Source organism: Methylobacterium sp. Gmos1 (assembly GCF_053764715.1).
The window spans coordinates 110,748-126,202 of sequence record NZ_JBSNCC010000014.1 but is presented as its reverse complement, the minus strand read 5'-3'; the positions used below and the strand labels follow the sequence as shown (position 1 = coordinate 126,202).

Annotated in this window: 12 protein-coding genes and 1 pseudogene; 8 read left to right on the top strand and 5 right to left on the bottom strand. The window is 71.4% G+C overall.

Going from position 1 to position 15,455, the window contains the following annotated elements; genetic code table 11:
• The first annotated feature begins 236 nt into the window (after positions 1 to 236).
• The 7 genes from ACS5PV_RS23370 to ACS5PV_RS23340 all read left to right on the top strand — a co-directional run bounded on the left by ACS5PV_RS23370 (position 237) and on the right by ACS5PV_RS23340 (position 6,834).
• Positions 237 to 1,184, top strand: coding sequence for a GlxA family transcriptional regulator (locus ACS5PV_RS23370; protein WP_455397775.1), 948 nt, complete (start codon positions 237 to 239; stop codon positions 1,182 to 1,184).
• A gap of 153 nt (positions 1,185 to 1,337) precedes the next feature.
• Positions 1,338 to 2,318: a GlxA family transcriptional regulator gene (locus tag ACS5PV_RS23365; RefSeq protein WP_455397734.1), complete on the top strand. Its 981-nt coding sequence runs from the start codon at positions 1,338 to 1,340 to the stop codon at positions 2,316 to 2,318.
• A gap of 152 nt (positions 2,319 to 2,470) precedes the next feature.
• Entirely contained in the window at positions 2,471 to 2,917 is a 447-nt protein-coding gene (locus ACS5PV_RS23360) for a (2Fe-2S)-binding protein (RefSeq protein WP_455397733.1), read from the top strand.
• A 12-nt stretch (positions 2,918 to 2,929) separates the two neighbouring features.
• Positions 2,930 to 5,188, top strand: a complete 2,259-nt coding sequence (locus ACS5PV_RS23355; RefSeq protein WP_455397732.1) for a molybdopterin cofactor-binding domain-containing protein — start codon at positions 2,930 to 2,932, stop codon at positions 5,186 to 5,188.
• 426 nt (positions 5,189 to 5,614) lie between these two features.
• Positions 5,615 to 5,962: a carboxymuconolactone decarboxylase family protein gene (locus ACS5PV_RS23350; protein WP_455397731.1), complete on the top strand. Its 348-nt coding sequence runs from the start codon at positions 5,615 to 5,617 to the stop codon at positions 5,960 to 5,962.
• A gap of 25 nt (positions 5,963 to 5,987) precedes the next feature.
• Positions 5,988 to 6,110 (top strand): hypothetical protein, encoded by a 123-nt coding sequence (locus ACS5PV_RS23345; RefSeq protein WP_455397730.1) that lies wholly within the window; start codon positions 5,988 to 5,990, stop codon positions 6,108 to 6,110.
• A gap of 4 nt (positions 6,111 to 6,114) precedes the next feature.
• Positions 6,115 to 6,834, top strand: a complete 720-nt coding sequence (locus ACS5PV_RS23340; RefSeq protein WP_455397729.1) for a hypothetical protein — start codon at positions 6,115 to 6,117, stop codon at positions 6,832 to 6,834.
• Positions 6,835 to 6,928: 94 nt separating this feature from the next.
• Here ACS5PV_RS23340 and ACS5PV_RS23335 read toward each other — a convergent pair.
• Positions 6,929 to 7,081 (bottom strand): annotated as a pseudogene (locus tag ACS5PV_RS23335) (IS3 family transposase); the annotation flags it as partial.
• Positions 7,082 to 7,929: 848 nt separating this feature from the next.
• Between ACS5PV_RS23335 and ACS5PV_RS23330 the strand changes: the two are divergent.
• Positions 7,930 to 10,140 (top strand): DUF4214 domain-containing protein, encoded by a 2,211-nt coding sequence (locus ACS5PV_RS23330; protein ID WP_455397728.1) that lies wholly within the window; start codon positions 7,930 to 7,932, stop codon positions 10,138 to 10,140.
• Positions 10,141 to 10,177: 37 nt separating this feature from the next.
• Here the strand turns inward: ACS5PV_RS23330 and ACS5PV_RS23325 are convergent, their stop codons facing one another.
• Genes ACS5PV_RS23325 through ACS5PV_RS23310 form a run of 4 tightly spaced genes read right to left on the bottom strand, consistent with a single transcriptional unit; the run spans position 10,178 to position 14,664 of the window.
• Positions 10,178 to 12,046 (bottom strand): tetratricopeptide repeat protein, encoded by a 1,869-nt coding sequence (locus ACS5PV_RS23325; protein WP_455397774.1) that lies wholly within the window; start codon positions 12,044 to 12,046, stop codon positions 10,178 to 10,180.
• 5 nt (positions 12,047 to 12,051) lie between these two features.
• Positions 12,052 to 13,533 carry a D-glycero-beta-D-manno-heptose 1-phosphate adenylyltransferase gene (gene rfaE2 / locus ACS5PV_RS23320; protein ID WP_455397727.1) on the bottom strand — a complete coding sequence of 494 codons (1,482 nt, stop codon included), beginning with the start codon at positions 13,531 to 13,533 and terminating at the stop codon, positions 12,052 to 12,054.
• Positions 13,530 to 14,099: a D-glycero-alpha-D-manno-heptose-1,7-bisphosphate 7-phosphatase gene (locus ACS5PV_RS23315; RefSeq protein ID WP_455397726.1), complete on the bottom strand. Its 570-nt coding sequence runs from the start codon at positions 14,097 to 14,099 to the stop codon at positions 13,530 to 13,532. Before ACS5PV_RS23315 ends, rfaE2 begins: the two co-directional genes overlap by 4 nt.
• Before the next feature lie 25 nt (positions 14,100 to 14,124).
• Positions 14,125 to 14,664: a D-sedoheptulose-7-phosphate isomerase gene (locus ACS5PV_RS23310; RefSeq protein ID WP_455397725.1), complete on the bottom strand. Its 540-nt coding sequence runs from the start codon at positions 14,662 to 14,664 to the stop codon at positions 14,125 to 14,127.
• Positions 14,665 to 15,455 lie beyond the last annotated feature (791 nt).

Sequence of the window (15,455 nt, the reverse complement as noted above, 5' to 3'; positions counted from 1 at the left end):
ATCCCTTGCGGGGATCGCTCCCTGCGCGCGAAACCGGCCGGCGCACCATAGCGCAGCCGTATCGCCGATCATCCGGGTCCCCGGACGTAAATGCCACCTTTACGGACATTCCACCGCCGGAGCGCTCACCTTCCGCACGGGAAATGCCAAGCCTCGTTTCCGGCCGTCCCGCTTGCCAGGGCCGGGACCCGGGCCGATGGTGCGGCGCGAGACAGGGAACGCAGCCGATGACGACGATGCGCCGCATAGGGCTGGTGATCGGCCCGGACTTCGACTTCATGGGCCTCGCCGCGACCTCTCCCTTCGTGGTGGCGAACCGCTACGCCGGGGCGGCGCTATACGACGTCCACCTACTGTCGGAGCGCGGCGGTCCGATCCGGTCCGGCCTCGGCCCCGACCTCGCCACCGAGCCGCTCGGCGACCCGGCGGCCTTCGACACGCTCCTCGTCGCGGCCGGCATCAATCCGCCCACGACCTCCCCCGTCCTCGCCGACCATCTCCGCGCGGCCGCCCGCTCGACGCGGCGGGTCGCCGGGCTGTGCCTGGGCGCCTTCATGCTGGGCGATGCCGGCCTGCTCGACGGGCGGCGCGCGACCACCCACTGGCATTTCGCGCCGCAGTTCCGCGCGCGCTATCCGGCCTGCCGGCTCGACATCGACAAGATCTACGTCGTCGACGACACCATCTGGACCTCGGCGGGCATGTCGGCCGCCTTCGATCTCGCGGTCGGCATGATCGAGCACGACCACGGCCGGGACCTCGCCGTCAGCGTGGCCCGCGGCCTCGTGATGGAGCGCCGTCGGGCCGGCGGCCAGGCGCAGCACTCGGCCTTCCTCGATCTCGACGCCCGCACCGACCGGATCCAGGCCGTCCTGGCCTATGCGCGACGCAACCTCCACCTGCCGTTGACGACCGAGGCGCTGGCCGCGGTGGCCTGCCTCAGCCCGCGCCAGTTCACACGGCTCTTGCGGGCGGAGACCGGAACCTCGCCGGCCAAGGCGGTGGAGCGCATCCGCCTGGAGGCGGCGAAGCTGATGCTGGAGCAGAGCCGCCTGCCGATCGAGGAGATCGCGCGCGAGACGGGCTTCGCCAACCGCGAGCGGATGCGCCGAGCGTTCCTGCGGGCCTACGGTGCGGGGCCGCGCAGCATCCGTATCGGGGCCGATTCCCCCGTCACCTTGTGAGCGGTCGAAACGGAGGTCCGGTCCGATGGGTCGAGAATGTCCGGAATCGTGACGTCAACGTCCGGATCCGCCGCTGCCTCACCGGCTTGATGATCTAACATGCGCCGAAGCCCGACCGCCTCCCGTCCGGTCCGGCAGCAGGCAGGCGAGCCGATGCGGAAGGTTGGAGTTGTGGTCGCCCCGGGCCTGCAACTCATGTCGATCGCGGCGCTCGCGGTCTTCCAGGCCGCCAACGTCCTGATGGAGGATCGCGTCTACGAGACCCGCCTCGTGTCGGAGGGCGGCGGCGAGGTCCCGACCGCCGCCGGCTTCGCGGTGGCGAGCCACCCCCTGGAGTCGGAGATCTACGACACGCTGCTGGTTGCGGCCCGCATCGGCACGGAACCGGCCCCCGCCACCCTGGTCGATTTCACCCGGGAGGCCGCGGCGACGTCGCGCCGGGTCGGCGCCCTGTGCACCGGGGCCTTCACCCTGGCGCAGGCCGGCCTCCTGTCGCAGCGCCGTGCCACGACGCATTGGCGCCACGCCCGCGAGTTGCAGGCACGCTTCCCCGACATTCGGATCGAGGCTGATCGGCTCTTCGTCAACGACGGCCCGATCTGGACCTCGGCCGGGATGATGGCGGGGATCGACATGACGCTCGCCCTCGTCGAGGCCGATCTCGGCACCGACGTCGCCCGCACCATCGCGCGCCGGATGATCCTCGACCGCCGGCGGCCGGGAGCGGATCCGCAGGCCTCCGGGCTCCTGGAGCTCGAACCGCGGACCGACCGGATCCGCAAGGTCCTGGATCATGTCCGGCGGCACCTGCGCGACGACCTCTCCGTGGCCCGGATGGCCGCGGTCGCCAACCTCTCGCCGCGCCAGTTCGGGCGGGCCTGCGCCGTCGAATTCGGCGAGTCGCCCGCGAAGGTCGTCGAGCGGCTGCGCGCCGAGGCGGCCCGGGCGCTCCTGATCGACGGCCGGCATTCGTGCGAGGCCGTGGCCGACCGGGTCGGCTTCGCCGACCGCGAGCGGATGCGGCGCGCCTTCCTGCGGCTCTACGGCCGCCCGCCCCAGGATTTCCGGCGGACGACCCGTCCGTCCGACCGGCCGGCGGAGACGGCCTGCGACGAGGCCGGCGACGAGGCCTGATGGAGCCGCCGGCTCACGGAATCTCACGAGGCCTCGCACGACACCCGCGCGGCCCGGGGCCTACGACAGGCTCCACGCGCACGATCCCGGCAGGCCGCGGGCGCTCGGACTCCCGGCCGCCATCCGAGCCCGCCATCCAGGAGAGATCCGCCATGTTCGATCTGACGATCAACGGCCAGTCCCACCGCGTCGATGTCGAGCCCGACACGCCGCTGCTCTGGGTCCTGCGCGACACGCTGGGCATGACCGGCACGAAGTACGGCTGCGGCATCGCGCAATGCGGCGCCTGCACCGTGCTGATGGACGGCCAGGCGACCCGCTCGTGCCAGGTCACGGTGGACTCGGTCGGCGCGGCCAAGGTCGAGACGATCGAGGCGGTCGAGAGCGATCCGGTCGGCCGCAAGGTGGTCGCGGCCTGGGTCACCGCCCAGGTCCCGCAATGCGGCTACTGCCAGTCGGGCCAGGTGATGGCCGCGACCGCGCTCCTGCGCGAGACGCCGAAGCCCAGCGACGAGGACATCGCCGGGGCGATGACCAACCTGTGCCGCTGCGGCACCTACAACGCCATCGCCGCCGCCGTGCGGCACGCCGCGGCCTGACGGGAGGCGACCATGGACCAGATCCTGCGCACGCCTTCCCGGGCCCACACGGGCACCGCGCCTGCCGGCGCCGCGAACCTCTCGCGCCGCCATCTCCTCGGCGCAGCGGCCGGCGCGCTGGTGCTCGCCGTCGCGCTGCCCGACCGCGTCCGTGCCGAAGCGCAAGGACCCGCCGAGGGCGCCGGCGCCATCGCGCCGAAGCCCGGCACCCGCGTCCCGGCCTTCCTGGAGATCCGCCCCGACGGGACGGTGCGCTTCCTCTCGCCCTTCGTCGAGGGCGGCCAGGGCATCGCCACCGGCATGGCCCAGATCGTCGGCGAGGAGCTCGACGTCGATCCGGCGCGCTTCGTGGTCGAGTGCGCCCCGCCCGGTCCGGATTACGCGGTGGTCAACGGCATCCGCATGACCGGCGGCAGCTTCTCGACGCGCTCGAGCTATCCGCTGATGCGCCAGCTCGGGGCCACCGCCCGCGACATGCTGGTGCGCGCAGCGGCCGCGCGGCTCAAGGTGCAGGCGGCCGAGCTCACCACCCGCGACGGCACCGTGGTCCACGCCGCGTCCGGCCGCACGCTGCCCTACGGTGCCCTCGCCGCCGACGCAATGGCGCTCAAGCCCAACGAGGCCGCGGCCCTGCGCGACCCCAAATCCTTCCGCTACATCGGCAAGCCGGTGGCCCGGATCGACGTGCGCGACAAGGCGACGGGCCGCGCCGTCTACGCCATCGACCAGAAGGTCGAGGGCATGCTCTACGCCGCGGTGGCGCACGCGCCGCATCCCGGCACCGAGCCGGTCGGGCTCGACAACGAGGCGGCCGTCCGCGCGATGCCGGGCGTGCACTCGGTCCACCGCCTGCCCGGGGCGGTGGCGGTCGCCGCCGACAGCTGGTGGCGGGCGCGCAAGGCCGTCGAGGCGCTGACCGTGCGCTGGAGCGCCCCGAAGGCGACCGGCCTCGACACGGTCGCGGCCGACTTCTCCTCCGACGGGCTGCTCGCGGCGCTGAAAGGCTCGGCGGAGGCCGGCCACGCGGCGGAAGCGGAGGGCGACGTCGCCGGTGCCTTCGCCCGTGCCGCCAAGGTGGTCGAGGCGGAGTACGCCGCGCCCTACCTGGCTCACGCCCAGCTCGAGCCGCCCTCGTCGATCGCCCGCTTCAACCCCGACGGCACCCTCGACGTCTGGCTGCCGAACCAGATGCCGGAGCTGTTCCAGGGCATCTCGGCCAAGATCGCGGGGGTGGAGCCCGACAAGGTCCGCATCCACTCGCCGATGCTCGGCGGTTTCTTCGGCCGGCACTTCCCCTACGAGTCCGGCAACCCGTTCCCGCAGGCGATCCTGCTCGCGAAGGCGACCGGCCGGCCGGTGAAGGTGCTGTGGTCGCGCGAGGAGGAATTCGCCCGCGACGGCCTCCGGCCCTTGAGCTTCAGCCGCTTTCGCGCCGCCCTCGATGCGGCCGGCAACCCGACGGCGATCGAGGTGCGCACGGTCGGGGAGGGGCCGATCGGCCGCTATTTCGGCGCCCTGATGAAGACGACGATCGACCCCTCCGCCGTCGAGGGCATCGTCGAGAAGCCCTACGCGATCGCGAACCGCCGGATGACCTTCACCAAAGTCGCCCATCCGGTGACGATCGCGTTCTGGCGCTCGGTCGGCCACTCGATGAACGACGCCTTCTACGAGAGCTTCCTCGACGAGGTGGCGCAGGCCGGCGGGCACGATCCGTTCGAGCTCCGCATGAGGCTCCTGAAGGACAAGCCGCGCCACCAGCGGCTCCTGCGCGAGGTCGCCGACCTCGCCGGCGGCTGGCGGCGCGGCCCCTACGCGGCCGGCGCCGGACGGAGGGCGCGCGGCGTCTCGCTCGCCTCGCCGTTCGGCTCGGAGACCGCGACGATCGCGGAAGTCTCGGTCGAGGGCGGCGAGGCCCGGGTGCACAATCTCTGGATCGCCTTCGATCCGGGCTCGATCGTCAACCCGGCGATCGTGAAGGCGCAGGTCGAATCGGCGGCCGCGCTCGGCACCTCCTCGGTGCTGTTCGAGCAGATCGTCTACCGCGACGGTCTGCGCCAGTCGCAGAACTTCGACACCTACCCGATCCTGCGCCGCGAGCACATGCCGGCGGTCCATGTCCGCATCGTCGAGAGCGGCGCCCCGATGGGCGGCGTCGGCGAGCCGGGCCTGCCGGGCGTACCACCGGCGATCCTCAACGCCATCGCGGCGCTGACCGGGCAGCGGATCCGGTCGCTGCCGGTCGCCAACACCAAGCTCGCCGGCGCCTGAGCGACAGCGGGACCTGACGCCCGGGCGATACGCCGACGGCAAGAATCCCTGCCGTCGGCGTCACGGCCGATGCTCTCGCGCCGGCCGTAGCACGAGGGCGCCGCAGCCCGGCCTGCGCCCGACACACGCCGCATCGTGGAGCAGCGACGCAACGAGGCTGCGCCGGCACGCGGCGGCCTGCCCAGTACGATTGCCACGTCGCAGCTCCGCTGGATCCGTCCTCGCCGATACGCGGCCTTCCGGCCGATCGCCGATATCGAATCCGCCCCGCATTCCTCGAACCTGCGAGCGCTCGTGAGGCGCAAGAAGTCGTGCCGCGCACACCCTCACGACGTCTCACGACGCCTCTCACGACCGGAGCCGCCGGACCGCTTAGCCCTGATGGCGATAGAGGAGCCGCCGGCTCCGCTCCGGGAGGACAGCGATATGCACGTGATGGATTGGAGCCTCTACAGGCAGCAGGTGACGGCCGGCTTCGGCGGGTTCGCCAAGCTCAGCCCGGAGACGATCAGGGGCAGCGGCGCACTGAGCGCGGCGGGGCAGAAGACCGATCACCTCGACGCCAGGGTGCGCGAGCTGATCGCGGCCGCCGTCGCGGTGACGCTGCGCTGCGACGGCTGCATCACCGTCCACGCCGACGCGGCCCGCAAGCTCGCCGCGACGCAAGCAGAGCTGGCCGAGGCGCTCGGGGTCGCCGCGAGCCTCGGGGCGGGAGCGGCCATCGTGTACGGCACCCGCGCCCTCGACGCCTTCGCGGCCTCGGCCGAAGCCTGATCCCGGACGCGACGGAGGCTCTTCCATGAACCAGCGGCTGTTCTCCCTCCTCGACGCGGTCTCGGGCCCAGCTTCGATCCCCGGACGCAGGGCGGACGTCACGGCCGGGATCGGCCGCCTCCTCGCCGACCACCAGACAGCGGATTGACGACATGACGACCTTGCTCGCGACCGTGCTCGACGCCCATGGCGGCCTCGCACGCTGGAACCAATTCTCGACGATGACGGCGCATCTCGCGCAAGGCGGCGCGCTCTGGGCCCTGAAGGGGAAGGCGGGGCTGCTCGACGAGGTCGACGTGACGGTGGGCCTTCGCGACGAATGGGCGTCCCACGCGCCGTTCGGGAGCGACGGACGCCGCTCCCGCTTCACGCCCGATCGGGTCTCGATCGAGAATGCGGCCGGGTCGACGATCGAGGAACTCGTCGATCCGCGCGCGTCGTTCCAGGCTCACGCCCTGGAGACGCCCTGGAGCGATCCGCAACTCGCCTACTTCGCCGGCTGTGCGATGTGGACCTACCTGAACATGCCGTTCCTGCTCGCCTATCCGGGCGTGGAGACGCGAGAGATCGAGCCCTGGCGCGACGGGGACACGGTCTGGCGTCGATTGCGGGCGACCTTCGCGCCCGGCATCGCGACGCACAGCCGGATCCAGACGCTCTACGTCGATGCCGACAACCTGATCGCCCGGCACGACTACGACGTCGAGATCGCCGGCAGCACGCCGGGCGCGCATTTTGTCTCGGATTACGTCGACGTCTCCGGGATCAAGGTCCCGACGAGGCGGCGGATCTTCCCGCGGCGGCCCGACGGCTGGCCGATGCCCGAGCCGCTCGTGGTGTCCATCGATCTCTCCGCCATCACGCTGCGCTGAGGGGCTTGGATCCGACCAAGACTTTTCCAGCCGAGGCGTTCTGTGAGACCGCCAGCCAGAGCCTGGCCTCGGGCCGGCGAAGCCGGACCCGGGGGATGCGCCGGGCGAAAACATCGATGACGAACGCCACAGAGGCGAAGCCCGACCACGTCGCCACGTCGGTGACGTCGCTCACTCGCAAGGCATTCGGCCGGGGAGCCTTGAACTGACGGTCGACGCGGTCGAGGGGGCAAGCTGCGGCCGGGTCGTGGATGGCGAGGCAGGTTGCGGCTCGCCGCCACCTGCTCGTCGATGCCTCGAAGGCACCGCGAAGCATCGGCGAGCGGCACCGGCCCGAGATCAGGACCGTGGGCAGCCGCTCCCTGCCCGAGCCTTTCCTCCCTCCCGATCCAACGGAGGTTCACGTTGATGCGCCGTAGCGTGCCAGAGACAGCCGGCGATTGCTGGCGGGCCCATCATCGAGCAGGGCCTCGGCGAGGGCTAAGTCGGTCTCGCTACGTCCACACCGCTGTCGGCTGTCCCGCTCCGGTCGGTCGCAGCTCCCGCATGCCCGCGAAAAGCTCTGCCTTGCCGGAAAAAATCAGACAACGATGAGACACGAATCCTTGTAACCGACCGTCCCTCAATAAACGTCCGGTGGCGGCGCTCTCACGATAGAATATTTCTCAATCGTTGCGCTTCAGTCGGCGGGAGACGTCGCGATATGTCCAAGTCTCGCACGCCGAGGCGTTCGGGAGCCGGGCACTGTCCAAATGGCATAGTCCATAAGGAGTAGTTCTTGGCGGCAATGAACTAGTCCGCCGGCAGGGCACGAGCAGAGGGCTGCCCGTTCGGGGACGGAGTGAAGCTCGTACACTTACTGTTTCGCAAAATCACGCTCCGGCAGGCGCGCGAAGCAATATCCGATGAGCTTGAGGCTAAAAATTATGATTTATAGGCTATTCTTATAATACACGCGGTGTCGTTGCAAAAAATAACAACTGGCGTTAGACAATTATTCTGGACATTCTCGTTTGCATTCCACTACCTTGAAAGCTTGCCAGAGGCTCGTCGACAGTCATCGGCGTCCTGTTCTGGCGTCACGGGAGAACGCGAATGGCACTGACGGCTGTTTCGCCCGAGAGCGGCAACGAGTTCGTCGACTCTTTCATTAACAATGGACGACATTACGTCAACAATGCGGGAGTTACCGGACCATTTAATATAAATTACTATTTTGGTGAGCTGACCGGCACTGAAATCGACGGCCGCAATTACGGTTATACGTGGCGGCCGATTGAAAAGGACGCGTATCGCGAGGCGGTGCAGGGCTGGGAGCACGTCGCCAACGTCAAGTTCAACGAGGTCTCGGCGCAGAGCAACGCGCTGTTCGTCGAGCGTCTGGAGAACCAGGCTACGGCCGGCGGCACAGTCTCGGCCTCGCACAGCCTGCCGAGCGCCAGCACCACCGCGCAGAGCCTCGGCACCTACAACTTCGAGGCGGTCAATATTCGGCAATGGACGCCAGACACCCTGGAGCCCGGCGGCAACTTCTACCGCACCTTCATCCATGAGACCGGGCACGGCCTCGGCCTGAAACACCCGCACGATTCCGGCTCGGGCGCGTTCTCGCCCAACTACTTTCCGGGTATCGATCCGAGCGACACCTCGGCCGAGCGCCAGCGCAGCCTCGGCGTGCTCGAGTTGAACCACATGTTCGGCTCGGTGATGTCGTACCTGCACGGCTACGAGTTCGACGACGAGGGCCATATCGACGTCCAGCCGACCCGCCAGCGCCCGGTCGCGGACGACTACTTCCTGGAGCACGGCTTCGCCGCCACGCCGATGGCTTACGACATCGCGGCGATCCAGTACCTGTATGGCGCCAACACCACCTACGCCAACGGCGACAACGTCTACATCCTGCCCGACAGCAACGACCCGGCGCCGTTCGTACGGGGCGAGCCCAACGAGGCGGGAGTCCCTGAATCGATCGTCTACCAGCCCGACACGGCGTTCTGGTCCTGCATCTGGGACACCGGCGGTACCGATGAGATGCGCTATGACGGTACCCGAAATGCCATCCTCGACCTGACCGCGGCGACCCTCGACCAGAGTGCGACCGGCTATGGCGTCCTGAGCTACGCAGCGTTCATCGGCGGCGGCTACACCATCGCCAACGGCGTCGTCATCGAGAACGCCACCGGCGGCGGCGGCGACGACCTCATCACCGGCAACGCGGTCGCTAACCTGCTGCTGGGCCGGGGCGGCAACGACACGCTGGTCGGCGGAGCCGGCGCAGACCGCCTGTCGGGTGGAGCCGGGGCAGACGTCTATCGGGGCACCGCGACCGACCTCGACGGCGACACCATCCTGGAATTCGACCGGACCGACACGGTCGAGGTCCAGGGCCTGGTGACTTCCGCGAGCCTCGACGGCAACACCCTCAGCTTCGTCGTCGACGGCGTGACCCGCCGGATGACGATCGACGGGGCGGCCCCGGTGCCGATATCGGTCACCGCCAAGGCGGACGGCGTATCGACGATCCGCTTCGCGTCGTCCACCGCGGCCTTCGGCGACGTCGTGCGCGACCTCTCGGGTGCCGGCGGGCAGGCCTATGCGGCCTACGACGCCCTGTTCGGCCGCGATGCGACGGGCCTCGAGCTCGAGCGCGCCGCCGCCGCCCTCGGTAGCGGCACCTCGCTCGCGGCGCTGGCGAGCACGCTTCTGGCCTCGCCAGAGGGCCAGACGCTCTACGGCGGGCTCGACAACGCCGCCTTCGTGAACAAGCTCTACCAGACCGGTCTCGGCCGGGAGGCCGAGGCGGCGGGAGCGGCGGGCTGGGTCGCGTTCCTCGATGCCGGCGGCTCGCGCGGCGACGTTGTAGTAGGCTTTGCGGTTTCGCCGGAGAACGCAGCGCAGCTGGCGCCCGAGCTCGCCGCCGGGGTGTTCGTGCCAGATGCGAATGCCGCCGCGGTGGCGCGCCTCTATCATGGGCTGCTCGGCCGCGCGCCGGATGCGGGCGGGCTGGAAAGCTGGACCTCCTACGTCGAGGGCGGCGCTTCGATTACCGACGTCGCAGCCAGGTTCCTGGTCTCGGAAGAGTACCAAGCCCGCTCCCCGGGCCTGAGCAACGGTGCCTTCGTCGACGCGCTCTACCACGACGCCCTCGGCCGCGCGCCGGAAACGGCGGGCGCCGTCGGCTGGAACCTCGCGCTCGCCGGCGGGACCTCGCGCGCCGATGTCGCGATCGGTATTGCCGAGAGCACGGAGGCGTCCCTGCATCTCGCCGGGGCGATCGAGCAGTCCTACACCCTGTCCGCGTGACCTGAGACCGGCGGCCGGGCGGGAAACCGACCGGCCGTCACATCTCCGCGGCGACCTTTTCGAGTTCCGCGGCGACCCCCGTGATGACCGAGTCCCAATCGCCCGGCTCCGGCTGGCGGAAGATCCGCATCGACGGGTACCACGGTGTTGCCGCCTCGGTGCCGCCCCAGCGCCAGCAGGTGTCGAACCGGTTGAGGAGCCAGGTCGGGCGACCGAGGGCTCCGGCGAGGTGGATGACGGCGGTATCGACCCCGATGACAAGATCGAGGGCGGCGATCACGGCGGCGGTGTCCGAGAGGTCGGCGAGGTCGGGGGCGATATCGAGAATCGGCATGCCGGCTTGCGCAATCTGCCGGGCTGCCGGCCCGATCTGCAGCGACACGAAGCGCACGCCCGGCACCGCGGCGAGGGGGCGGAGACGCGCGAGGGGCAGCGAGCGGCGGGGATCCGCCGCCATTGCCGGATCGCCCGCCCAGACCAGTCCGACCCGCAGGCCGTCCGGGCCCGAAAGGCGCTGCCGCCACGCCTCGGTCTTCTCCGGGTCGGCTCTCAGATAGGGGGCGGACGGGATCGTCGTCTCGGTGATGCCGAGGCGTTCCGGCAGGCTCATGAGCGGAAGCGCGACGTCGTCCGTCGCCCCGTCGGCGTCGGGGCCGATCACCTCAAGGCCCTGCTGCGCGAGGTTCGAGCCGCGCAGGAGTTCGGCCAGGGCCGCCGGCACGGCCAGCCGGACCCGGGCAGCGCCGGCGAGAAGCGGGGCGAAGCGGGCGAACTGGATGGTGTCGCCGAGCCCCTGCTCGGCGTGGAGCAGGAGCCGGCGCCCGGCCAGGGGCTCGCCGCGCCAGGGCGGGCAGACGAGAGGGCGTCGGCGGCCGCGCCAGGCGCTCGCGGCCCAGCGTGCCTCGTGGTAGCGCCAGCCCTCGGCATAGCGGCCCGCCTGAAGCAGCACGAAGCCGAGATGGACCGCCGCGTCGGCGTCGTGCGGCCGCAGCGCGAGTGCCGACCGCAAGGTCGCTTCCGCCTCGGCGAGCCGGCCGCGGTTGCGCAGCACGTCGCCGAGAGAGGAGAGCGCCTCGACGAAGGCCGGCCGCAGCTGCAAGGCCTCGCGCAGGGCCGCTTCGGCGGCGTCGAACCGGCCGAGGAGCGCGCAAGCGATCCCGACGCCGAGACGCGCCTCGGGCGCCTCCGGCGCCGCTTCCCGCGCACGCTCGTAGGCCGCCAGGGCAGCCTCGTGGGAGCCGCCGGCGGCGTGCAGGCTGCCGAGTTCGAGCGCGGCGCGCCCATCCGCAGGGTCGAGGCGCAATGCCTCTTCGAGGTGTCGCACAGCCTCTTCCCGCGCGCCGAGGCCCGAGAGCGCGAGCCCGAGCCCGCTCTGCGCCCCCGAGGCGGCGGGCGCTGTCGCGATCGCCGCGCGAAAGCACGCGGCGGCCGGCGCGAACTGGCCCGTCTCGATCAGCAGCCCGCCGAGGCCGAGGAGGGCGGTGAGATCGCCCGGGGCGAGGGCGAGGGCCCGGCGGTAGCTGCGCTCGGCAGCCGGCTTGCGCCCGCACGCCTGCAGCGCGGCGCCGAGCTGCCCGTGAGTGCGGCCGACGTCCGGTTGCAGCCGAACGGCCTCCCGCAATGCGCGCGCCGCCTCGTCCGGGCGCCCGAGCCGGACGAGGAGTGCACCGAGTTCCGCGTGCAGCGGCGCCGCAAGGGGCGCCTGGGCGATAGCGGCACGCAACAGGGGCTCGGCCGCGTCGAAGCGCCCGGTCGCCGCGAGGGCCCCGGCGAGGGCCGCGCTCGCCCGCCCGTGGCCGGGCGCGAGCGCCAGGGCGGAGCGAAAGCAGTCTTCCGCCTCCCCAGGCCGTCCGGCCCGGACGAGGCCGACGCCGCGGCGCAGCCAAGCCTCGGCGTCGTCCGGCATCGCGATCACGCCGGTCCGGTCCGGCCGGCGAGCCGCCCGAGCGTCGCCGTCGTCGAAAAGCCTTCGAGGAGCGGAACCAGCACGACGTCGCCGCCGCGGGCGCGCACGAGGTCGCCGCCGACCACGGCTTCGAGGCGGTAATCGGCTCCCTTGACCAAGATGTCGGGCCGGATCGCCTCGACCACGGCGAGCGGTGTGTCCTCGGGAAACAGCACGACGGCGTCGACGCCTGCGAGGCCCGCGAGCAGGCGCGCCCGGTCGGCCTCGGGCTGGACCGGGCGCGCCGGGCCCTTGAGGCGGCGCACCGAAGCGTCGTCGTTCACCGCCACGACCAGTCGGTCGCCCCGTGCCCGCGCCTGCGCGATCAGGTGCAGGTGGCCGGGATGCAGGAGATCGAAGCAGCCGTTGGTCAGGACGACCCGCGCCCCTTCGTCCCGCCAGTCCTCCGCGGCGGCGGCGGCCTCGGCGAGCCCCATCACCCGCCCTCCCGTGGCGGACCGCGGAGCAAGAGCCCGCCGCAGGGCGTTCGCGCCGACCGCCGTCGTTCCGACCCGTGAGACCGCGAGGCCCGCTGCCTGGTTGGCGAGGCGCGCCGCCACGACGAGGTCGTCGTCTCCGGCGAGCGCCAGCACGGCCACCACCGTGTCGCCGGCCCCCGACACGTCGTAGACCTCACGGGCCTCGGTCGGCAGGTGCGTCGCGCGGCCGGAGCGGTCGAGCACCGTCATGCCTGCCGCGCCGCGGGTCAGCACGACCGCCGCCCCCCCGGTGAGCCGCGCGAGCGCGCGTGCCGCCGCCTCGACCTCCGCGTCGCTATTAATCGGCAGGCCGGTGACGGCCGCGGCCTCGGCCACGTTCGGGGTGATCAGGTCGACGCCGGCATAGAGCGCGAGGGTGGCAGGCTTGGGATCGGCGAGGACCGCGACGCCGCAGCGGCGGGCGAGGGCGCAGGCCCCGCGGATCACGGCCGGGATCAGAACGCCCTTGGCGTAGTCGCTGAGCACCAGGACGTCGGCGCGCGACAGCGCGGCGTCGAGCCGCTCGAGGAGTGCGGCCGCGACCGTATCCGGCAGCGGGTGCGCGTCCTCGGCGTCGACGCGCAGGAGGTGCTGGGCCCCGGCGACGAAGCGGGTCTTCTCGGTGGTGCGGCGCCCGCGATCGACCATCAGCGCGCTGTCCGTCCCGATCTCGCGCTGCACGCACTCGGCGAGCATCCGCCCGGCCGCGTCGTCGCCGATGACGCTCACCAGCACGGCCTGGCCGCCGAGACTCGCGACGTTGCGGGCTACGTTGGCGGCGCCGCCGAGGGCCGACTGGGTCCGGCGTACGGCGAGCACCGGCACCGGCGCCTCCGGCGAGAGCCGCGCGACGTCGCCGCCGACGAGGTGGTCGAGCATCGCGTCGCCGAGCACGACGACGCGCCGGCCCGCCAGGCGTCCGAGGAGCGCGGCGAGCCCGTCGCCGGCGTTTCCGGATTCACGGTTCACGTGCAGCGCCTCCCGACCTCGCCGCCAGCGTGTCGCTGCTCCCGCCAGAGCCGCGTTACCGTGCGGGCGGCGTCCAGGAAGGACGACACCACGCGGCCGCCGGACCGCGCGGCCTCGGCCGTGTCCGACACGAGAATGCCGGTGCCGCCGACGCAGGTCGCGAGGTCGACGTCCGAGGCCTTGTCGCCGATGACGAAACAGCCCGCCGGCTCGCAGGCGAGATTGCGCGCCGCGAAATCGCGACAGGCCGCCTCGATCAGGCCCGGGGCCGGCTTGCGGCACCGGCAGCGATCCTGCGGCCCATGCGGGCAGACGTACCAGCCATCGAGATACAGGCCCTCACGGGCGAGCTGCCGGTCGATCTCGGCGTTGACCGCGGCGACGTCGGCCCGGCTGAAGTACCCCCGCGCAACGCCGGACTGGTTCGTGAGCACGGCCATTCGGGCGCCGGCCCCGCGCAGGTGGTGCAGGCCTTCGACCACGCCGGTCTCGAGCCTCACGCCCGCCGGATCGCCGAGATAGTGCCGCTCGACGATCAGCGTGCCGTCGCGGTCCAGAAAGACCAAAGGACCAGACATCGTCGAACTCGCCTCAGTGCGGCTGGTCGGCGTCGAGCTCTTGCTCGATCGCCGAGCACAGGATGTGGCCGAGGAGCAGGTGGACCTCCTGGATGCGCGCTGTCTCGCGGCTCGGCACCGCCACGACGACGTCGCACACGTCGTGCAGCTCGGTCTCGGTCTCCCCAGTCCAGCCGATCGTCGCCAGGCCGCCGCGTCGGGCTGCTCGCAGAGCGGCGAGGACGTTGGGGCTTCGACCCGAGGTGGTGAGCCCGAGGGCGATGTCGCCGGCCCGCCCGAGCGCCTCGATCTGCCGGGCGAAGACCTGTTCGAAGCCGAGATCGTTGCCGGCGGCCGTCAGGGCCGAGGCGTCGGTCGTGAGTGCCAGGGCCGAGATCCCACCCCGGGGACGCTCGAACCCGATCGTCAGCTCGCTCGCGATGTGCTGGGCATCCGCCGCGCTGCCGCCATTTCCGAACAGCAGGAGCTTGCCGCCGCCGCGCAGCGACCGCAGGCAAGCGGCCGTGACCGCCGACATCGCCGGGCCCAGGAGCCGCGCGGAGCGCGTCGCCACCGCGAGGTGAGCCGCGAAGCTGATCTCGAAGCGTGTCTCAGACTGCAGTGGAAAGGAACGGGTGTCGCGCGTCGGCATCCTGGAGACCTGCACAGAGCCTTCGCCGAGCTTGTCAGATCCTGAGCGCCGGCGCGAGCCTCCGGTGGAACGGGCGAGCCGTCTCGGGTGGGAAATTCGTCGTGGACGTGACATTCGACGCAGGTGAGGTCGAGCGGTCTGGAACTGAGCCGGGTCGACTCTCGCGCTCGATCGCGACGAAGCCGGTAACCTGCCGCAATTGCCCGGGATCTTCCCCGACCAGCCGGCGCCCGTCGTCCACACCGCCGAGGGCGAGCGGGAGCTGACGATGATGCGCCGGGGCTTCCCGCCGCCGAAACTCGGCATGCCGCCGGTCACCGATGTGCGCGACGTCGCTTCGCCCTGCTGGCGGCCCTGGACCGGCGTGCACGGCCTTGAGAGAGACAAGCCCGCGCCGGAGGAGCACCGATCATCGTCGTTCCTGGCGACCGAGGCAAACGGCGTGGCAGGGCCGGTGCACCCGAGGCGATGCTCACCGCTGCCGCGGAGTGGCGCACGTGGCTCGAGACGCCGGTGGAGGAGGCGGCACGGTTCAAGAGGCCGCTCGCGGACGAGGTGATGGCCGAGTTGAGCGCCAGGACGGGATCTGATGGGCAGGGGAACGAAAGTGGCGGGCTGAACCCCTACGGGGGAAGGGGCCCAACCCGCCGTCTCGCCGAACGGGGGAGAACGACGGGACGCGGCCACGTATATCAGTTTGACACAATTTAGTA